The sequence below is a fragment of the Psychrobacter sp. 5A.1 genome (genome assembly GCF_030407455.1).
Lineage (GTDB): Bacteria > Pseudomonadota > Gammaproteobacteria > Pseudomonadales > Moraxellaceae > Psychrobacter.
Map to the genome: position 1 here is coordinate 37,833 of NZ_JASDDJ010000016.1, position 21,887 is coordinate 59,719.

Genomic DNA, 21,887 nt, shown 5'->3' on the forward strand with positions numbered 1-21,887 from the left:
TAACGTTGCCCAGTAGCTTACTGTTCATTAAAAGATGAGCTCTCTAGTGAGGAATTGAATATTCGGCTGTAAGATAATGATATCAATGGTTAGAGTTATCTAAATAATTGTAGTGTACTTCACAGTGTAATTTTTTGGCAGTTACACAGAATCTGGGATGGGCTCTAAGACGTTCAATATGGTGTTCTTTTATATCAATTATGGCTTCATCTAATGGCAGCATACTTTTTGAAACACCACCCAACAACTTAATTACTATATACCGTTCCGACCACTGGTACCAATATTTAGTACAATCGAACCTCCTTTATCGGAGGTTTTTTTGTGCGTATAATATCTGTTTCAAAGATATTGGTTTGTTTTATATAGATACTTCGAGTTGCATGACAGCGCTAACCTTAATCGGTACCGCATAACCCCATGGCATACCAGCACTACAATAAAAACACCCTTCATGAAATGACACAATATAAGCCGTAAAATCATTGCCACCATGATCCATCATCGCTTGTTCATCACTGTCATCACAAACCGCACACCATATTTTCTTATCACCGCGCGCTAGCAGTGCTCGTGTCAAATCACTCCCTTTCAATTGGTTATTCATCATTAGCTCCTTGATTATTCTAAACGCTCTAATAACAGTGCTTTTAGAAAGTTGGTTTACCAGTACTCAGTCTGCAAGTTTGGTATGAGCCATAAATAACGTCTTTTCAAATTAATAAAAGCTTACGAGGCGTTATTTACTACTTTCACAACTACTTTTTATTGTGAATAATATATTGTAAAACGCTAGAGCTAAAACTGTAAGATATATGTGTCATATTCATGACAAACGGTGAAGTTGTCACGATAAATGGCGAAGCAAGACAGATGGATTAAATGTGCTTTATCGTTAAACGATTTAATAACAAAAACTTGTTTACTAAATGGCACGCCACATGGTTCAAAAAATTGCTTGTCATTCTTTAACCTTATGATATATAAGCGTTCTTACATATAAAGTTATTCATATATTGTCACTGACTTTATGACAATTTGCTCAAAGAACCTATCTTAAAGCCCAACCTTTGACATTGAAAAAAAACCGTCAAATCAGGTAAAATAATGGTTATGACAACGTCTATAAATCCTCACTATCGAAAGATTATTCATATAGATATGGATGCTTTTTATGCCAGTGTAGAACAACGTGACTTTCCTGAATTGCAGGGCAAGCCATTAGTGGTTGGTGGCGATCCAAACGGGCGCGGTGTAGTCGCAGCGGCTAGCTATGAAGTACGTCAGTTTGGCGTGCGTTCCGCAATGTCCTGTTATGAGGCACGCAAACGGTGCCCAGAGGTGATATTTGTCAGACCTCGGTTTGAGGTGTATCGAGCGGTTAGCAGCGATATTCGAAATATCATGTACAGCTTAACGCCCCATGTTGAGCCATTGTCATTAGATGAGGCTTATCTTGATGTCACTGGACTCACCGCCCATAAAGGTTCGGCGACATTAATGGCCAACTGGTTAAGGGCACAAATCCTAGCACACACAGGGTTGACGGCTTCTGCTGGTGTGTCCTTTAACAAAATGCTGGCCAAGATTGCGTCTGATATTAATAAACCCAATGGTACGGCGATTATCACGCCAAAAGACGCTGATGCTTTTATCAGTACGTTACCTATTGAACGTTTTCATGGTATCGGCAAAGCAACGGCAAGCCGATTGCATGCGATGGGCGTGAACAATGGTGCTGACCTACGGCACACGCCAGCCGATGTGTTGGTACACGAGTTTGGTAAACGTGGACAGTTTTACCATGATATCGCTCATGGTCGAGATGAACGCGCGGTCAAATCTGAGCGTATACACAAATCCGTTGGCTCAGAAACCACCTTTAGAGAGAATTTAAATGATGATACGGCTTTACGTATGCAAATTTATGAACAAAACGCAGATGCCTTTGAGCAGCTACACAAAAAAAACCTTAGCGCTCATACCATTACTCTCAAGATTAAGTACGCTGATTTTACTCAAATCACCCGCACCCACACGCTAACGACTGCTTTTCATGATGCCGAATCTGCACATTATTGGCTGGACAAGCTATTTTTGGACATTCCGCGTCAGCTTCCTATTCGGCTGGTTGGTGTCACTTTTTCTTCATTGATGCCTGCGACCCAGCTGTTGCCTCAGTTGAGTTTATTTGACTGAGGCAAAAGAGCTTTGACGTCAATATTTGCTTAAATGGGCCTGATTCATATTTTTTACTTAGGCTATTTTTATCTTTCCAGTAATTAATATGCACAAGGGTTATCCAGTAAAGCACCCTTTTATACCAGCATTTCTGCTACAATTATGCCAAAACCCCTATCCATGTAAAGACTGATTATGACCGACTCTCACATTGCATCTTCTGCTTCTGGCGCCCCAATTGATACCGATAAAAATAATGACGTCTTGGATTACCTGAGTGTTGAAGATTATGACTACAACTTACCAGACAGCCTAATTGCTCGTTATCCGTTAGCACAGCGCTCCGCCTCAAAGCTTCTGTACTTGCCTGCGCATACTCAAGCAAATGACACCCTCATAAAAGACTGTTTGTTTTCTGAATTACCTGATTTGTTGGATGCTGGAGATTTGATTGTATTCAATGACACCAAGGTAATGAAAGCACGCCTTTTTGGTCAAAAGGATACTGGCGGTAAGCTTGAGGTGCTCATAGAGCGCTTGGTTAGTCTTTCGGACTTGGATATCGCAACATTGCATGTAAAAGACATGACTAATATGCCAGTCAATCAAGAGCACATCGCTCTTTGCCATGTGAAAGCCAGTAAAGCCCTCAAACTTGGGCAACGTTTGCAACTTGCCGATGGTCATATGAGTGCGGCGATGATTGGTCGTCAAGATAACTTATTTATTTTGGCGTTTGATGCACCTATCTTGCCGCATCTAGAGCTGTATGGTGAGCTGCCTATTCCGCCCTACTTTGAACGCCATGCTGATGAGACTGACAATACTCGTTATCAGACTGTCTTTCATGATCCAGCTAAGCTTGCCAGTGTGGCTGCACCAACAGCCAGTTTACACTTCGATGAGTCGGTACTCAGCCAACTTGCCAAAAAAGGCATTAATACCGCTTTTGTTACATTGCACGTTGGCGCGGGTACTTTTGCACCAGTCAAAACCGATAACTTGCTCAATCACACCATGCACAGCGAATATGCCCATTTGCCGCAATCTACTGCCGAGTTGATTAACCAAACGCATGCCAATGGCAATAAAGTCATCGCTATTGGCACAACCGTGACGCGTGTCCTTGAAACGGCTTATCAAAAAACAGCCATTAATGGGCAGCCACTCTCTAGCTGGTCAGGAGACACGGACATCTTTATTTATCCAGGATTCACATTCGGTGTCATCGATCGACTACTAACAAATTTCCATTTGCCAAAATCGACACTGTTGATGCTCGTGTCAGCTTTTTCGGGCAAGGCATCAATTGAAAACGCCTATCAACATGCTATTGAGAAAGAATATCGGTTCTTTAGCTACGGCGATGCCATGTTGCTGGATAAAAAAATTAGTTAAACATTAAATAAACATTTATACATTGAATGCAACAGTTATGAAATAAACTGGTAAACTAAACAGTATTTTGTTATAACAACACAGATAACTTATTATCCTAAAGGGCTGCTCATGTCTTGTCATTTATCTCGTCGCTTGACTCCTGTACATCGCGCGGTATCGATGGCCTTACTTTGTTCTGTAGGTTGGGCCGCCCTAGTGCCCAGTGTACAAGCTGCTACTGTCGGCAAAACAGTCGTTACGTCCGCCCAGCACGAGCCTTTATCGGCAAGTATCGTCTTTACTGACATACGAGCGGCGGACTTTTCTGCAAGTCTGGCAAATCCAGTGGTTTATCAACAGATGGGATTGACCCCCACTGACTCTATGAGAGTAAGCTTTCAAGCGACCTCAGCGACCAGTGGTCAAGTCTTTATTAGCACATCACAGCCCGTCTCTAAGCCTTTTGCTGATTTAGTCTTGGCGATCAACGATAATGGACAGCAGAATGTTGTGCCAAAAACATTGTTGATGCCGCTCAATGCAAGCCTGCCGATTGATAACACCTCAAAAAACGCCGTAACGGGTACCAAAAAACCTAATCTACCCAGCGTTTCTACCAGTACTGCTAAACCATTGACGGTCAGAAGAGGTGCGCCGCCACCTTTACTATCCGCCTCTGGTATGGCTGAAAATAAGCCATCCACTGCTCAGGCATCTACAACCGAATTGCCAGCGCCTAGCATACAGACGCCAGCAGTGACGGCTACCGCGCAGACCAGCAACCTCACTTACGCGCCAAGCCGTCTTGACAACGGACGCTTAAACAGTAGCGCCGATATAAAAAACAATAGCAATAATTCAGACACTATTAATACTAATCGTGGCTCAGTGAGTAGCTTGGATAGTTCTTCTATCCTTGATAAAGCACTTAATGATAAACAGCTCGACACGCTGAGCATTCAGGTCACAAGGCAAATACAACCGAGCAGTAAAACAGACGCTAAATCTGCACTTGTACCAACACCTAATGACAGCGCAAGTCATGTTAATGACAGTGACGCTGTTACTGCGGCAGCGCCTGTAAGCAATAAACCCGTCGACAATGCAACATCAAAGGCTACTAGTAAGACGTCTGCAAACGATAGTACCGCGAGTCGCTCGACCGCTCAATATCAAGTGCAACGTAACGATAGTCTATGGGTTATTGCCCAACAAATCGCGCAAGAAAATAATCTAGACACGCCAACTGTGATGAAACAGATTCAGTCACAAAACCCTGATGCATTTATCAATAAAAATGCCGATCAACTGAAAGCAGATGCTAAGCTAAGCTTGCCGAGCTATGATGTCATTCCTTCACAGAAAAACCTAGAAGCGGCTATCAGTGCACAACGACAACACCGCCGTAGCGCAAACACACCGGTGGTAAAAAAGGCCACTAAAGCCCCTTCTAAAAAACGTGCTAAGACCACACAAGCGACGAAACAACGCAAAAAACCAATGATTACTAAAACCCAAACACTGCCAAAAGCACAGTTCTCAGTACTTGCTCCAGGGCATAATGGCAATGCAGATGGGACTCAGGCAAAATCGGCTTCAAATACTGGAAACGGTTTGAGCACAGATATATTGGCGACTCTCAAAGCGTCACGGCAACAAGCAGCAGCGCAAGCTAAGCGTTTGTCAAAAACAAGCAATGCTCTTAATAGTTATACTAGAAAGATTCAGTTACAAAATCAAAAACTGGCTGAGCTACAAGCTCGTCTCAAAAAATTACGCAATCAATAATTGCCTAGCTGATTCATACACTAAATTGTGATCACAGGCGTGGGAGTAACTATGGACAATATGCTATATATCATCGCTGGATTGGTGCTTATTTTATCAGTGGCTGGGTTTTTATGGCGCAAAAACAAAGCGCAAAAACCCACAACACAATTGCCTGTACATCCAGAAAAAGATGCGACTGCCCCAACGTCAAAAGTAGATTACGGTACTCCTGCCCAAAATAAAACAGCTGATGACAGTAAATTTGATCACGTGACTATTGCTCAGCGTTTTATGGAGCAGCAACGCTATGACAAAGCGCTTGAAACACTCAAACGCGGTCTGGCGGACAATCCTAATGACGGGCAACTTTCTCTTAAGCTACTAAGCCTATATGCTACGATAAATCAGCCAGAAGACTTTGACAAAGTTTATGACAAAATTCAAACGCTCAATGATCCAAAAGTCAATACGCGTGCTGATGAGCTAAAGCAATTGTATTTTGAAGAGCAAAATCCCGTAATTCCAGAAGCACCAGAAAAAGATACAACCGATTTTGAAAGTATAGACTTCGACTTGCCCACTAATCAAGGTGTCGATGCCACCGTATCTTCTGAGCAGCCAACCATCGAAGACAATAATGATGCTGTCGTAGACGAACCTATCGATAGCCTACAGTTTTCAGATGAAACCAATGATTTCGACCTCTCTACTGAAAGCGCAGAAGATGATTTTGATCTGACACTGAGCGATTTAGAGAGTGATATCAACGAGCCAGATGTCACGAGTGAAACGCCTGTCACCCCATTGGACCATGCAGACGAAGACATCCTTGAAACCGCTACTGCTGATAGTACTAATGCCGTTGAAGAGAACGATCTTAGTGACTTTGAATTCGATTTTGATGCACTTGCAGAAGACACTCCAACAGAAGATTCTGTAACGACCGATCATTCAAGCAATGAAAATGAAGCTGTCATATTAGAAGATGAAGCCGTCATATTAGAAGACGAAGATTTCACTTTAGATTTTGATGATTTAGCAGCTGATGCAGATAAAGATACTGTCGCAACTAGCGATGTAACTAATGATATAGAAGAAAACGCTAACGACACTATCCAAAATAGTGAAGACGATTTTGCTTTATCTGTAGACAGTCTTGATGACTCAAATGACATAGAAACTGCGTCAGACAGCGAAAGTCCTGTTCTTGAAGACAGTAATGATATTGAAGACAGTGGCGATATTGAAGACAGTGGCGATATTGAAGACAGTAATGATATTGATAGTTTGGTGATTGAAGACAGCGGTTTCGAGATTGAAGAAAGTCTTGAAAGCATTGATCTCGAAGAACAGCCGCTTGATCATAATGACTCAGAATACGTTCTTACGGAAGGGTCTAGTATCACGCCGACGGCCCTTTTCCCAATCGATGAATTCAGTGATAATACTTTAACAGATGGTGATGTTGATACTCACGTACCAACAGCACTGACGCCAGTTACTCCGATCGAAGATGAGTCTCTCCTTGCCGCCGAAAGTACGGCTGAAACGGCAGAAGACTTCTCATCACGTTTCGCAGCAGATTTTGATTTTGTAAAGTCATTGGACAGCAACCAAGTCACGCTAGATTTGGCAAGTCAATATTTACAACTGGGCGAATACGACAGTGCAAAACGCTTGTTAAGTGAAGTAATCACTCAAGGAACCAGCGAGCAAAAGAGCCAAGCACAGACCTTACTAGATCGTACTGCCTAAAACCCGATCGACTGCTCTTATCAGCAAGTATTCTATAATCATCAGAATACTTGCTGATTTTTTTTGCATTTAACCTTCATACTATTTATTATTACCGAGCGCTATTACTATTACCGCACGCTATTACTATCCACCCTTAGCGTTTCTTTTATCACATATTTCTTTATTGCGGCTCATACTATGCCTTCTTCTGTTATGACAAAGACTGTTTCCGACCCCGTTCAACTGATTTATGCTGGTGGTACGTTTGGTAGCTATGGTCGACCCTTAGCACCGTTATCCGCAGAAGTATTTTTGCCGACTCTACAGCAATTACTGGCTGAGCAAGACCCTATCCATTATTTGCCTCAAATATCATGGCTTGACAACGCATTAATTAAAGACAGTAGCCAACTCACGCCCAGCGATTTTACGCATTTCTATCAGCTATTACTCAGTGCTTATAGGCAGGGTGATAGACGTTTTGTGTTAATTACTGGCACAGATACTCTAAGCTATTTAGGGGCATTTTTAGCAGAGGCTTTTGCTGGTAGTGATATTTGCGTGATCGTCACTGGCAGTATGCGCCCGTTATTAGACAGCGAACAAGTACACTCCTATACTATAGATACTCATAGCGATGCTTGGGACAACCTTACCGATTCATTAAAATTGGCAGCGGCTGGTGAATCAGGTGTGAAGATTGGTTTTGGCGGCGAATCATGGCCTGCACAAACGGTGCAAAAAATTCATAGTCATGATTTGATGGCCTTTACGGGTCATTCTCGAGCGGCATATCCTGCCAATAGTTATAGTAAAAACTTACCAGATAGCCGACGCCAACATTGGTTGGATGATCAACAGGAAGCACTTGGTTGTATTGATGCTCAGGCCAAGCAAGTGCGTATTCATGCTTTATATTGCTTACCTAATGACGTTCAGGTATTGACTGATCAGCTACAGGCTTTATTATCGCAGCCACCATGCGGCATTATACTACTGGGATTTGGGGCAGGTAACGTTCCTTATTCAGCAGCGCTAGCAGAGTCACTAGAGCAGGCCTATCACAAGGGTCATATGGTAGTCTGCGCTAGCCAATCGCCATTTGGTGGTGTTAGCGACAGCTATGCAGCAGGCAGTTGGCAATATGACCATCATGTCATAGCTGGTGGCCGTTTGACCATTCCTGCTATTTATGCACGGTTATTATGGTTATTACTCCGCTACGATAGCCCAGCAAGGCGTAGACAGCGCTGGTTGAACAATGTCAGTCAAACTGGCACCAGTATCAAAAAACGATAAACCACTCTTAATCCCCTTAATTTTATAAGTTTAAAAACCACAATGTCTGAAACTGAAATCATCGAGTCTGAACGTTCGCCAACTTATACCTTAGCGATTGCTATTGAATTTTTGGGCACGCATTATCATGGCTGGCAGCGGCAACGAGAAGTGCTAGGCGTACAGCAAGCGCTTGAAACTGCTATCAGCAAAGTCGCCAATGAGACAGTAGAAGTCATTGCAGCTGGGCGTACCGATGCCAGCGTGCACGCCAGCAATATGATTGCTCACTTCTCGACTCACGCCTACCGCCCCACTAATAACTGGCTGCGCGGTGTCAACAGTCTATTACCTGACGACATTGCGCTACGCTGGATCCAGCCGATGCCCGCTGATTTTCATGCGCGCTTTGGCGCCATTGCTCGTCGCTATCGCTACATCACGCTCAACCAAGCACAGCGGCCTGCGATACTCAATCATCAAGTCACGCATATCTATGAGCCGCTCGACTTAGCAGCGATGCAGCAGGCAGCAGCCGATATCGTTGGCACTCATGATTTTAGCAGCTACCGTGCGGCGGCCTGCCAATCCAATCAGCCCGTACGTACCATCAGCCATGCCAACCTTTTTGCTCATGGGCAATTTATTGTGTTTGATATTCAAGCAGATGGATTCTTACACCACATGGTGCGTAACTTGATGGGCACTCTATACGCCATCGGTCGACATGAACTAGAACCAGCCGATTTTTTGAATATTTTGCATAAAAAGGATCGGACGATTGCCCCACCCACTGCCTCAGGAGATGGCTTATATTTCATCAATGCCTACTATCCTGAACGCTTTCAACGCTTATTGCCAAATGCACCATTAACGCCAGTTTGGTTAAATTTGCCCGACTAAATCAATATAATTTGACATACATATCACTTACATGCTGTCAAGTCAAAAGCAGGTTCGTATTGCTTTAATCTGCTAACTTACGTATAATATGGGCTTATTTTTTAATTGATTGATACAAATTATGGCAAAAGACGATATTATTGAATTTGAAGGCGAAGTCATTGATACCCTTCCTAATACTTTGTTCAAAGTTCGTTTAGAAAACGGACACGAAATCATTGCGCACATCTCTGGTAAGATGCGTAAGCATTACATTCGTATCTTGACAGGTGACAAAGTTAAAGTTGAAATGACCCCTTATGACCTATCTAAAGGTCGTATCACATACCGTGGTAAAAACTAAATACCTGCTAACTAAAGTGGTTATGAAAGTATTGATAAAAATACAGTTAATAGCCGAATAGCTGCGTTATCGCTGATAGCTGATATAGTCGCTTGGGTAGTGTAACTGATAATAATAATGAAAATGCTAACCTGCTCATTATTGCCTATCAATGTTTTAGTTGTTTAGTATTGGCTGTCTGTTTTTACCATAAAAAATACCGCTAAATGTCAGCGGTATTTTTTTGTCTGCTTTTTATGATTCAATTAATCTCAACCGTTGCACCGTTTTTGATGACACCTAAAAGACTTAGTGCATCCCAGTTGGTTAGACGTATGCAGCCCGCCGAGGCCTGACGACTAATATGGGCAGGGTCTGGTGAGCCATGGATACCATAAGAAGGCTTGCTGAGCCCAATCCATACCGAGCCAACTGGATTATTGGGACCTGGCGGCAAAATAGACTTGCGACCGTCAGGAGCAGTATAAGTATAGTTAGGCTCATGCACCTTCACCTCTACCGTATGTGTACCTGTTGGTGACGGTGTCGCTGTACTGCCCACTGTGGTTGGATAACTGGCGACTAAATTGCCTTTGTCATCATAAGCATATAGCGTTTTAGTGGTTTTGTCAGTGACGACACGATGGACAGGCTTGGTATTCGGGTTGCCAGGATTATAGACAGTGATGATCTCACCCGCAGTGAAATTAGCATTAGGGTTCAGTGCCTTGAGGTATTTCTCACTGATGTGGAATTTTTCTGCCAGCGCTTCTGTGATGCTTTCGTAATATAAACCCTCAATGCTGGCTTTGGCTTCTGCACCAGCAGGTATGTCTGTGGTCTTGATATTGACGTCAGCCTCACTTAGCTGATAACTGACCAGCACTGGCTGTGCCATGAGCGCTTCGTCTTTTGTTAATGCTTGCCACGTCTCAACGTTTAGCGCCTCAGTGACGGCCATACCATTGGCTTGTTGAAATGTTTGCATGGCTTTGCGAGTGTTTTTACCCCAATAACCATCTACAGAGCCCACACTATTATGATGCCAGTTTAGTAATGCCTGCAATTTGGTAGCGATATTGTGATCTATATCATCGCCTTCTTTCCAACTGGCATTATTTACTTTTTCTGCCGTTTTCGATAGGTTTTCGGTCGTATACTTAATAGTAGGTAAAAGCTTATTTAATGATATTTCTGCTTTACTATCACCGGTTAACTTTTGGCTCACCCCATTGGTTACTGGACTGACATCCATAACAGCACTGGTTTTATCAGCGCTGACTTGATCAGCTGTGTTTTGTGCAATACTGGTCATCACTTGATTATTTACATTCGTACTGTCTGATGGCGCTGCCACGCTTTGTCCCACAAAACCTGCGGTCGACAGCCCAATCATGGCGACTGCGATGCTTATTTTTTTTAGCTGATACACATCATGCTCCTTATTTTTATCAATATAGGGTGTTATCAAGGCTTTTTTTTGATTTTTTGACACCTTGACTAGGGCGTGTACTCATTTTAAAAAAAGATATAAAAATGAGATGAATTAAGATATGCCCTAAAACATTTTTTATCGTTTATTGCCTAAACAGTATTATAGTCAGTTCAATATAATTTCGATACAAGGAAACCGAGTGCAAGTTATACATTAGTATGCTTAGCGAGGATGACGATGTAGCGGATTTATATAGACTTGACTATACGGGTTTAGCCACTTATACGCAGTTAATGGTGTCATATTCTCCTGTGAGCATATAACAGCTTTATGTTAATAAAACCCTGCTCTTTTGGTGTCTGTGTTAAAAGAGGTGCTTTTTTACAACTATCTGGTCTCATGTGTTACCGCTAAAGAGCCATTCAAACAAAAACCCATAAGCTGCTGAATAGCTTATGGGCATATAGTTGATAAAATAAGACGGTCAAAAAATGTTATACCAAAATAATCTGTAGGGTCTGTTGAACATTCAAATGTGGTGCTGGCAGTCACTATTTTTTAGACAATATGCAGTGAAATTTTTGACGCCTAGTTATTCTAGGTTAGACAATTTCGCCATATATTGGCAAAAAAGAGTACTGCCCTGAAAGGCTGATGCTAAAATCACCCCAAACGTTGTTGCAATCCTAGTTAAGGTCTCGACATTATCGTCGGCTTGCGCCTAATTTGGTGCAATTTTAGCAATCAGCAGCCCTAATATTTGAATGTTCAACAGACCCTAATGAATTGGCTGGCTTATATCAATTTGGCCAAAACTGCTTGACCCATTTCTTTACAACCGACTTGCTTGAGTCCAGCTTCACTGCTGTCTAAGATATCCAGTGTACGTAGACCATCGTCAAGCACATCGCTCACCGCTTGCTCAATCGCTTGGGCGGCGGCTTCTTGTTTAAAAGTATAGCGCAGCATCATGGCAACAGATAAGATAGTCGCTAATGGGTTGGCTTTATCTTGCCCCGCAATATCAGGCGCTGAACCATGACAAGGCTCATACATGCCTTTGCCGTCTTCATCTAGACTTGCTGATGGCAACATGCCGATAGACCCTGTCAACATCGCCGCTTCATCAGATAAGATATCACCGAACATATTGCCCGTTACCATGACATCGAACTGCTTAGGGTTTTTGATCAATTGCATACAGGCATTGTCCGCATACATGTGCGATAACGCCACATCAGTATAATCTGCCTGCTGCATCTCTATCATCGTCTGCTTCCACAGTTCGGTGACTTCTAAGACATTGGCTTTATCTACTGAACAAACCTTGGCGGCTGTGCCTGCTGCCTGAGCACGCGTTTTTGCCAACTCAAATGCAACCTTGCCTATACGTTGAATCTCGCTGGTGCTATACACCATCGTGTTATAGCCTTGCTGCTCACCATTTTCTAGTGTGCGAATACCACGCGGCTCACCAAAATAGATACCGCCTGTCAGCTCACGAACGATGAGCAAATCTAAACCCGATATAATCTCAGGCTTGATACTTGACGCATTGACTAGCTGAGGATAGAGCTTTGCCACACGTAGATTGGCAAACAGACCAAGCTCGCCGCGAATCTTGAGTAGACCGCGCTCAGGACGCTTACTACGCTCGATGGCATCCCATTTAGGACCACCGACAGCGCCTAGCAAGACCGCATCTGCTGCTCGGGCGCGTGCTAACGTCTCGTCAGGCAAAGGCTCACCCGTTGCATCAATAGCTACGCCGCCAATCAAGCCAGACTCAAGTGTCAAATCCAATGCAAATTTGTTATTGACCGCATTTAGTACATCAATGGCTTGAGTCATGATCTCAGGGCCAATACCATCGCCCGCTAATGTTAAAATCGTTGCCATATTAATCCTTTTGGATATGTTTTTATTGGTTGGTTAGGGCGTGTTTGAGCGCTTAACACTCATATTTTATGCTGCAATTTTTTTAGCTTTGGGTGCTGATGATACCGCTTGCACCATACTGATCTCTACAAACTCACCTTGATGATCTGTGTCTAACTGCTTACAGAACCGACGCTGTACTTTACTGCCTTGCAATAACTCAACACATAAAGGCTCAGGTGACGCCGTCTCTAACAAACTACCCGATTTGTCGTGCGATTTTTTTTGATAGGCGCGCAGCTGATAAGTATCAGCGTCAACAAAGTCATGAATCATCGCAAAACGCTCAACGTAACCCATGTTATTTTGTGGATAAAAATTAACTTGTATTTCACGTTTTGCAGGCTTTACTCGCGCATAATAATTGGTAAGCCCTGGCATGCCTGACGCAGATAAAGGAACAATTTTTATCTCATTTCTATGAGCAAGTGGGGACATAGTCATGTTTGTGTGCATTGAGGTTTGCACATGCTTATTACCGAGACGATCTTTCCCATTTGCACCTTTCAGTGCGACCAGCATGGCAGGATTGATCGGTTCATGAGTATCAGCCCCTATAATGAGTGTCTTATCTATCCGTGCAATTTCGCAGTGATAAGTCCCTATGCAGGCAATATTGACTTCATCAGCAATTGGTTGAATCTTGCCTGCCCACGCTTTGGCATTCTCTGCCTCATCTATTTTCTGATACCCAGTCAGTAGCTGACAGCCTGACAACAATAAGCTTGCGGCGACAACCGTACTTGTCCATAAAGCATAACGTTTTTTATTCATAATGGCGGCTACTATCTATGAGAGAAATAATAAAATATTTTAAGAAAACTACCCTTCATTTTAGCCAGTTCACCACTATAACTCAACGCTGCATTACTACTGTTCAGCAGTTTTATGAGCCACAGCCGACCGATTCATTGTTCATGCTCGTACATCATTAAATATCCAAGGCGTTTTTTGCATCATGTTTTGCTCGTAGTTCTTGATAGCATCGCTTTGTTGCAAAGTTAAGCCAATATCATCAAGACCGTTCAATAGGCAATGTTTGCGGAAGTCATCCACTTCAAAAGCATACTCTTCACCTGTTGGCGTAATAACGACCTGACGCTCAAGATCTGCGGTCAGCTCATAGCCTTCATTGGCAACGGTAGCTTTCATCAACGTATCGACGATGTCTTCCGCCAATACAATTGGGAGCATGCCATTTTTAAAACAGTTGTTATAAAAGATATCGGCAAAACTCGGGGCGATAACGGTACGAAAGCCGTATTCTGATAAGGCCCAAGGTGCATGCTCACGACTAGAGCCACAGCCAAAGTTTCGGCGTGCCAGCAATATAGTCGCGCCTTGATAACGTGGTTTGTTCAATACAAAATCTGGATTTAGCGGACGATTACTATTGTTTTGACCGTCATCTAGAGAAGGCACGCCTTCGTCAAGATAACGCCAATCATCAAATAAATTGACGCCAAAACCTGTGCGTTTAATAGATTTCAAAAACTGTTTTGCAATAATTTGGTCGGTATCAACGTTTGCGCGATCAAGCGGGCAAACGATACCAGTTTGGGTGTTATAAGCTTGCATAAGGTTACCTTTTCTATTCAGTTTATATTTTTAAAAATTTAAAGGTGAGGTGAATAATAGATAGAGTAAGGTCAGTAATATCTATTTTTAGTATGACGCATCTTCCTAAATCCTATATAGTTCAATTGAAATTAACCAAGAGTACTTGAAACGAACGCTGTTAAATGAATATAAAGGAACCGTACAGCCTTCTTCAAATTTAATACTTTCAAACGAGTCTTCAGTGACTGTAATAGTAGCAACATGAATACCATTCATTTCGCATATCCAGTAGACCTTAGGAATTGCGACACTAGCTAATTGATAATTCTTTAAAATTGTATTTACTAACTCTTTTAAAGGTAGATTAGACTCAAGACTTAATTTAGCATAATGAGGCGCGTCAACATCATCACCCATACAGACAGAATCTCTAGTTACTTCAAAATCAATCATTAATAATAGAAGCCTTAAAACGTGCGTACATCTACAAAGTGACCCGCCAGTGCGGCTGCCGCTGCCATCGCAGGACTAACCAAATGCGTACGACCACCATTACCCTGACGACCTTCAAAATTACGGTTGGAGGTTGAGGCACAGTGCTCTTGCGGCTCAAGTTTATCGGCATTCATGGCAAGACACATCGAACAACCCGGCTCACGCCATTCAAAACCAGCTTCGGTAAATAACGTATCTAAGCCTTCTGCCTCTGCTTGCAGCTTCACTTGTCCAGAACCTGCAACGACGATCGCTTCTTTGACGTTATCAGCCACTTTTCGGCCTTTGATTACCGCTGCCGCATCACGCAAATCTTCGATACGCGAGTTGGTACACGACCCAATAAAGATACGATCAAGCTGAATATCAGTGATTTTCTGACCTGCTTCTAACCCCATGTAGGTATAAGCGCGTAACCAACCCTCTTCTTGAGCGTCATCAATGGCTTGATCTGGTGTCGGTACAGATTGCGTGATATCCACAACCATCTCAGGTGACGTGCCCCAAGAGACTTGCGGTGCTATTTGGCTACCATCAATCTCAACCACAGTATCAAATACTGCATCATCATCTGAATACAATGTGCGCCAGTATTCTTCAGCCTGTGCCCATTGTGACTCTGTTGGGGCATAAGGACGACCTTTCACATAATCAATGGTAATGTCATCGACCGCAACCATGCCTACTCGCGCACCCGCTTCAATCGCCATGTTACAGACAGTCATACGACCTTCCATGCTCATGTCTTCAAATACTTGCCCAGCAAATTCAATCGCGTGTCCTGTTCCACCAGCGGTGCCAATTTTTGCAATGATGGCCAATACCACGTCTTTGGATGTCACGCCAGCACCAAGCTGACCAGTGACACGAATTTGCATATTTTTTGATTTCTTTTGAATCAAGCACTGAGTGGCCAATACATGCTCGACCTCAGACGTTCCGATACCATGTGCCAAACAACCAAGCGCCCCATGTGTCGCGGTATGTGAGTCACCACAAACGACGGTCATGCCTGGCAATACCAAGCCCTGCTCAGGGCCGACGACATGCAAAATGCCTTGACGCGCATCGTTGATGGTAAACTCAGCGATATCAAATTTGGCACAGTTATCGTCCAAAGTGACAACCTGCAAGCGTGACACTTTGTCTTTAATCCCAGCAACCCCTTCTAAGCGCTCTTTGGTGACAGTTGGCACGTTATGATCTGGACTGGCAATATTGGCGGATAGACGCCATGGCGCTCTATTGGCCAGCTCCAACCCTTCAAATGCTTGCGGACTCGTCACTTCATGCAACAGATGGCGGTCGATATAAATCAGGCTCGAACCATCATCTCGCTTAGTGACTTCGTGAGCGTTCCAAAGTTTGTCATATAACGTTTGACCGGCCATGTTGCTATCCTTTATTGGTTGCTAATTACTCGATTTTCGCTTACTTGTAAGTATCGTTTTCTTACAAGAGGCTAAGCTAGGGTTGTACTAAAGATTGACTAACGTCTATATCGTCGATGCTTATTATCAGTATTTATCACTGTCATTGGCTAAAAACCAAGCTTTATACCGCCAATTAACAAGTTAATGGAATAAATATGTCATAATACGTCTCGATGTCTTGTGATTATAGCAGGCAAATCCTATAATAATAATTGATGATTTTTAACCAGACGCAAACTTTTATTTCTAATACGTTGTGATTGGGTTAGCCAACTTTTATTTATAGCTCACAAAGTAGCTAAGGACATTCGTTTGAACACCACAAACTTGACGACATTCGTTACCGTTATGCACACTGGCAGTATTTCAGGTGCTGCAGAGAAACTCTTTATCACTCAGCCTGCCGTCAGTAAACGCATCAAAAACTTAGAAGACGAGTTTAATATTACTTTGTTTGATACAGTAGGACGCGGGATTGTACCCACCCAAGCGGCCAGCGAAATGCTACCTCATGCCAAGCGTTGGCTAGAAGATTATGAGAATTTTAAGATTAACTTGCAACATTCTCAGCATATCGTGTCTGGCAAATTAGTCATTGGTACGAGCCATCACATTGGCCTGCACCATCTAGCGCCAGTGCTGAAACACTTTATTCAAGCTTATCCTGCAGTACAGCTAGAAGTTCACTTCGTTGATTCCGAAAAAGCACATAAAGCGGTCTTGGATGGTGATCTGTCATTGGCTTTTGTCACCCTACCGCCTGTATACGACAAACGCTTGACCTATCACACGCTATGGTCAGATCCTCTCTACTTTATGACGGGCACTCTATCACCGTTAGCGACCAAGTCTAATGTCACCTTAGAGCAATTGGCACGATACCCTGCTATTTTGCCATCTGCGAACACTTTTACCAGTCAGATTACGTTGGCTGAATTTGCTAAGCACAATCTAAAACCTTATGCCACGATGAGCACCAATCCACTAGAGTCTATTCGTATGCTGGTGTCTGTTGGGCTGGGATGGTCCGTATTACCGCAAACCATGATCAGTCAGGATTTAGAACGTATCGATATGGCCGATAATATTGAATTACAGCGCTACTTAGGTGTCGTCATCAATCCAAAATTGACCCAATCTAGTAGTGTGACCGCTTTGTTAGACTTACTTGCGCCTATTGAATAAAAATAGCGCGCGATACTATGACCAGCGCGTATTGGTAGACCCAAAAGATACGTTATTCGCATTTGTGTCTATCATGCGTTATAATACGCCTGACGTTGTTTTTTATAACAAAAATTTACCACAAGGACACTGATAGTCATATATTGAACACTTCTAGTAAGATATGATGGTAGTCAGTAGGTTTAATGGTTTCAAATGATTGGTTATATAAGTTGCTAATACTCATATATAAATAGCAGATGCGAGCAATCACAACAGATAAACGGAATGCGAAATTCCCATTGTTCTCTATCTCTATATGAGTGCTAGCCATCGAACGACATCAATCATATAAAACTAACAGTAATACTGAAAAAAGCCATTATGTCCTAATTAATGGCTTTTTTTGTCTTTAAATATTGTTTTAAACATCGCCTTATAAGATAGAACTTTTATAGTTAAAAATAATTACAGCCAACTATGTTGGTTAAGGACAATTTATATGAACGGAGTTTCTAGTGGCGTGCTGATATCACTTGGCGCCTATTTTTTAGTGATGCTTGGGATTGGAGTTTACGCTTATTTTAAGCAATCCAATGATACCGAAGGCTATATGTTAGGCGGTCGTAACTTGGGCCCAGCAGTCACCGCACTTTCTGCAGGTGCATCAGATATGTCAGGTTGGTTATTACTTGGCTTGCCTGGTTATATGTTTGCCGATGGTGTGGTCAGTATTTGGATTGCGCTTGGTTTGACGCTAGGTGCGTTATTGAACTATCTCATTGTGGCACCGCGTCTTCGTGTTTATACCGAAGTGGCTGACAATGCCATCACCCTACCTGATTATTTTGCCAACCGCTTCGAAGACAAGTCGCACATGCTACGCGTCATCTCAGCCGTGGTCATCATTCTATTCTTTACCGTTTACACCGCTGCAAGTCTGGTTGGTGGTGGTAAGCTCTTTGAAAGCTCGCTAAACCTATCGTATAGCACTGGCCTTTGGGTGACTGCTGGTGTGGTTGTCGCATACACCTTGTTTGGTGGTTTCTTAGCTGTATCAATGACCGATTTTGTGCAGGGCGTTATCATGCTTTTTGCCATGGTAATCGTACCTGTTGTTGCCTTTACTGATCTTGGTGGTATTTCAGCCACTACAGAAGCGGTTAGAAATATCGACCCTACCCTTTTAGACGTTACTAGCGGTATGAGTGTCATCGGTATTATTTCGTTAATGGCATGGGGTTTAGGTTACTTTGGCCAACCGCATATTATCGTACGTTTTATGGCGATTCGTTCAGTCAAAGATGTTCCGACAGCACGTAATATCGGTATGAGCTGGATGGTTGTTAGTCTTATTGGTTCATTAATGACTGGTTTTGCTGGTCGTGCCTATGTACAAAAAACCTCTATGACTCTAGACGATCCTGAGACGATCTTTTTAGTGTTCACTCAGTTCTTATTCCATCCATTGGTTTCAGGTTTCTTATTAGCAGCTATTTTAGCAGCCATTATGAGTACCATTTCATCACAGCTATTGGTGGTATCAAGCTCTCTAACCAAAGATGTTTATAAACTATTCTTTGATCAAGACGCACCAGAAGCTCGCCAAGTATTAGTTGGTCGTATTTCTGTTGTAGCGGTTGCTCTGGTATCTATCATGCTTGCCTCTAATCCAGACAGTTCAGTATTGAAATTGGTTTCTAACGCATGGGCAGGATTTGGGGCTGCATTTGGTCCATTGGTTATCTTCAGTCTGACATGGCGTGGTATGAACCGTAATGGTGCAGTTGCCGGTATGGTTATTGGTGCATTGACTGTTATCTTATGGATTTATGGGCCTTTTGAGATGAATGGTATGGCATTAAATAGCTGGTTATATGCTATCGTTCCAGGCTTTATCTTAAGTACTATTGCTATCTTTGCAGTTAGTATCATGACTGGTGGTCCACGACCTTCAGTTTCTGCTAAGTACAAAGAAATGGAGCTAAACTTAAATAAATAAGTTTATGCTGCAACTTTACCTTATCGCTATAAAAAAACCTCGTCACTATTTGGCGAGGTTTTTTTATGAGTGGTTATTTGGTGTTAATCGATTGTAATTTTGACACCAAATAATCGAGGGCAAGCGATACATGAGTATAGAGCGTGTTATCAGATGTTTGATGATAAATGAACGAGCACTAGTCTAATGTCTAAAATATCCTAGGCCGTGTTGAATATTCACAAATAAGCACTGCTGATCACTGCGTTTTATCTAAGCTATAGTCAAAGAACTCTAAAGTGGGCACAAGGCAGCCGACTGCAGATTGTACACGTAGTACATCTAAGGAGGGTAACGCCGTAGCAGTTTAGTATTGCACCGACTATATGTTCCAGACAAGGCGTAAAATGATGGTAATGCTCATGCCTTAACGAGGTTCACAACGCACTGTTTATATAGAACTGGGGGCAGTTTTAGCCTTAGATCTAATATCAAACATCCCCTAGAGTATGTCCTCAATATCTTACTAAAAATCTCATTAAAAAAGCGACCCATTACAGGTCGCTTTTCGATTATCTAGCCATTATAAAATCAGATTATTTCGCTTGGTAAGAAATCTTCACACCAGCGATATAGCCATCGTTATCTTGGAAGTCACCAACGAGTTTATCACTAGGTAACTGTCCTTTTGCATCACCGAACCACAAATATTTGCCACCAGCTGATACAGCCCAATTTTCAGTAACATTATATTTCGCACCAAGGCCGACACTATAGTAACCTTCAATAGGGCCTAACGAAGTAACTGGATTGCCTGCACCACTATCCCAACCAACCGTACCGCTAATCGCAAGGGCAGGTGCGACGCGTTTCGCCAGACCAAGCTCTACTTGCCATTGATCATCTTCATACTCAACCAAGTTTAGTCCATCAGGGCCATAACTTATTTTACTAACATCGTTATACAGTGGTGGTGTGATGACAAAATCACTCCATGGTACCCAGCGTACTTTTGCTGTTGCTAATGTTGTAGGATTGATACCTGTCTGAAAATCAAAGTTGACTGATTTAGGAGTAGTAATCTCATATTTGCTGTTTCTATTTGCGGCTGCAGCGGCTTGTTCTGGAGTGGCGCCAGCAGCAGCAGCTCTAAGACCCACTAGAGGATAGGTCTCAGATACTTCTATATTGTGATCAATTTCAGAACGATAAGTCAAAGCCGCCTTTAAGGCAATCTCAGGCTTACTATAAGCAATGCCTGCGATATAGCCGTAATCCATATCAGGATTACTGTTTGACGTGTAGCCACTCGCAGGTCCATAAGCTAAACCGCGTAATTTTGTCTCAGACTGAATACGCTGGGCAACTGGACCACCATAAACTTGGAAGTTTTTATCAGCACCAAATTTCATACCAAGAATACCCGTTAGACTTTGGCTACGAACTTCTACATTAGTATTTTCGCCCGCAGTACCTGCTTCAGCTTGTGCTACTGCTACTGCTCCACGCAATCTATCTAATGTAGCTTGCTGCTCTTCAGGTAAAGAACCATCGAATGGGGCAAGACTATCAATTGCACCCTCTGCAGCTGCAAGACTTGGCACTAATCCATTGGTAATAGAAGCAATAGAGGCGTCAACATCTCCTTGCGATACGAAGTTACTTTGAGTGTATTCAGCAGCCGCACCGAAAGGTTCATCGTATAAGACACCAACACTAAAAGTATCATTAATATCAGCTTTCACACCATAGCGGAAGAAATCATAAGCTTCAGCAATATCACCCGTCTCATCACCACGTTCATAAGCATTTTGAGAAGGGTTGGCATTAGCGCTATCGTAACCACTCACATCTGCATCGATATAAGTATAAACAGCTTCAGCATAAGTACCATCTTGAAAGAAAGCAGTGACATCTTGACCTGAACGATCAAGACCAGCAGCGTTGGTGACGCTAGCAACAGAAAGCGTAGCGATTGCTACTGCAAGGGTTTTCAAATGAAAGGTGGTGCGCATTGTGTATCTCCAACGGTCCTTGTTGTATTACTACCTTGACAACCAATATATAACATTGTTGCGCTTAACATTGAAGTTATCAAAGTCGTGTCCTAAGTTGAATACTAATGCCTTTTTGACACTAAAACAACAATTAAAGTGCTTTATTTCCCAATTATGACTGAACAGTACAAATTGGATACTGTCGTTTACTTCTGCTCATTGGTGTGCGTTTTTTCATATAGTCAGTTCAAAATAAAACTGTTATGGCTAGGACAAATATCATAAAACAATTTAGATAAGTCATTTTCCATCC

17 protein-coding genes are annotated in these 21,887 nt (G+C 42.6%); 9 read left to right on the forward strand and 8 right to left on the reverse strand.

Annotated features, from left to right (window positions below):
- Positions 1–361 precede the first annotated feature (361 nt).
- Positions 362–607: a hypothetical protein gene (locus QL982_RS05455; RefSeq protein WP_290164323.1), complete on the reverse strand. Its 246-nt coding sequence runs from the start codon at positions 605–607 to the stop codon at positions 362–364.
- A 506-nt stretch (positions 608–1,113) separates the two neighbouring features.
- Here QL982_RS05455 and dinB point away from each other — a divergent pair.
- The 7 genes from dinB to infA all read left to right on the forward strand — a co-directional run bounded on the left by dinB (position 1,114) and on the right by infA (position 9,592).
- The gene (gene dinB, locus QL982_RS05460) at positions 1,114–2,199 is read left to right on the forward strand and encodes a DNA polymerase IV (protein WP_290164324.1); all 1,086 of its coding nucleotides are present in this window, start codon (positions 1,114–1,116) and stop codon (positions 2,197–2,199) included.
- 177 nt (positions 2,200–2,376) lie between these two features.
- A complete protein-coding gene (gene queA / locus QL982_RS05465; protein WP_290164326.1) occupies positions 2,377–3,579 on the forward strand; it encodes a tRNA preQ1(34) S-adenosylmethionine ribosyltransferase-isomerase QueA in 1,203 nt (400 codons plus the stop codon).
- A gap of 111 nt (positions 3,580–3,690) precedes the next feature.
- The gene (locus QL982_RS05470; RefSeq protein ID WP_290164327.1) at positions 3,691–5,349 is read left to right on the forward strand and encodes a peptigoglycan-binding protein LysM; all 1,659 of its coding nucleotides are present in this window, start codon (positions 3,691–3,693) and stop codon (positions 5,347–5,349) included.
- A 51-nt stretch (positions 5,350–5,400) separates the two neighbouring features.
- Positions 5,401–7,086: a FimV/HubP family polar landmark protein gene (locus tag QL982_RS05475; protein WP_290164329.1), complete on the forward strand. Its 1,686-nt coding sequence runs from the start codon at positions 5,401–5,403 to the stop codon at positions 7,084–7,086.
- A gap of 195 nt (positions 7,087–7,281) precedes the next feature.
- Entirely contained in the window at positions 7,282–8,367 is a 1,086-nt protein-coding gene (locus tag QL982_RS05480; RefSeq protein ID WP_356645032.1) for an asparaginase, read from the forward strand.
- Positions 8,368–8,409: 42 nt separating this feature from the next.
- A complete protein-coding gene (gene truA / locus QL982_RS05485) occupies positions 8,410–9,249 on the forward strand; it encodes a tRNA pseudouridine(38-40) synthase TruA (protein ID WP_290164333.1) in 840 nt (279 codons plus the stop codon).
- Positions 9,250–9,370: 121 nt separating this feature from the next.
- On the forward strand, positions 9,371–9,592 hold the full coding sequence (gene infA, locus QL982_RS05490) for a translation initiation factor IF-1 (protein WP_021814850.1): 222 nt from the start codon (positions 9,371–9,373) through the stop codon (positions 9,590–9,592).
- A 241-nt stretch (positions 9,593–9,833) separates the two neighbouring features.
- Here infA and QL982_RS05495 read toward each other — a convergent pair whose 3' ends face one another.
- From QL982_RS05495 to leuC, 6 genes are all read right to left on the reverse strand, one after another.
- Positions 9,834–11,003, reverse strand: a complete 1,170-nt coding sequence (locus QL982_RS05495; RefSeq protein ID WP_290164334.1) for a L,D-transpeptidase family protein — start codon at positions 11,001–11,003, stop codon at positions 9,834–9,836.
- 798 nt (positions 11,004–11,801) lie between these two features.
- Entirely contained in the window at positions 11,802–12,905 is a 1,104-nt protein-coding gene (gene leuB / locus QL982_RS05500) for a 3-isopropylmalate dehydrogenase (protein WP_290162542.1), read from the reverse strand.
- Between the two features lie 66 nt (positions 12,906–12,971).
- Positions 12,972–13,718: a hypothetical protein gene (locus tag QL982_RS05505; RefSeq protein ID WP_290162541.1), complete on the reverse strand. Its 747-nt coding sequence runs from the start codon at positions 13,716–13,718 to the stop codon at positions 12,972–12,974.
- Positions 13,719–13,859: 141 nt separating this feature from the next.
- The gene (gene leuD / locus QL982_RS05510; protein WP_290162540.1) at positions 13,860–14,522 is read right to left on the reverse strand and encodes a 3-isopropylmalate dehydratase small subunit; all 663 of its coding nucleotides are present in this window, start codon (positions 14,520–14,522) and stop codon (positions 13,860–13,862) included.
- Positions 14,523–14,627: 105 nt separating this feature from the next.
- Positions 14,628–14,957, reverse strand: coding sequence for a hypothetical protein (locus QL982_RS05515; protein WP_290162539.1), 330 nt, complete (start codon positions 14,955–14,957; stop codon positions 14,628–14,630).
- Positions 14,958–14,971: 14 nt separating this feature from the next.
- On the reverse strand, positions 14,972–16,390 hold the full coding sequence (gene leuC / locus QL982_RS05520; protein ID WP_290162538.1) for a 3-isopropylmalate dehydratase large subunit: 1,419 nt from the start codon (positions 16,388–16,390) through the stop codon (positions 14,972–14,974).
- A 354-nt stretch (positions 16,391–16,744) separates the two neighbouring features.
- On the opposite strand from leuC, the gene QL982_RS05525 reads away from it, so the two are divergent.
- Together QL982_RS05525 and putP are read left to right on the forward strand one after the other, a co-directional pair.
- Positions 16,745–17,617, forward strand: coding sequence for a LysR family transcriptional regulator (locus QL982_RS05525; protein WP_290162536.1), 873 nt, complete (start codon positions 16,745–16,747; stop codon positions 17,615–17,617).
- A 481-nt stretch (positions 17,618–18,098) separates the two neighbouring features.
- On the forward strand, positions 18,099–19,598 hold the full coding sequence (gene putP, locus QL982_RS05530; protein WP_290162534.1) for a sodium/proline symporter PutP: 1,500 nt from the start codon (positions 18,099–18,101) through the stop codon (positions 19,596–19,598).
- 575 nt (positions 19,599–20,173) lie between these two features.
- On the opposite strand, the gene QL982_RS05535 is transcribed toward putP, so the two are convergent.
- A complete protein-coding gene (locus QL982_RS05535; protein WP_290162532.1) occupies positions 20,174–21,592 on the reverse strand; it encodes an outer membrane protein transport protein in 1,419 nt (472 codons plus the stop codon).
- Between the last annotated feature and the right edge of the window lie 295 nt (positions 21,593–21,887).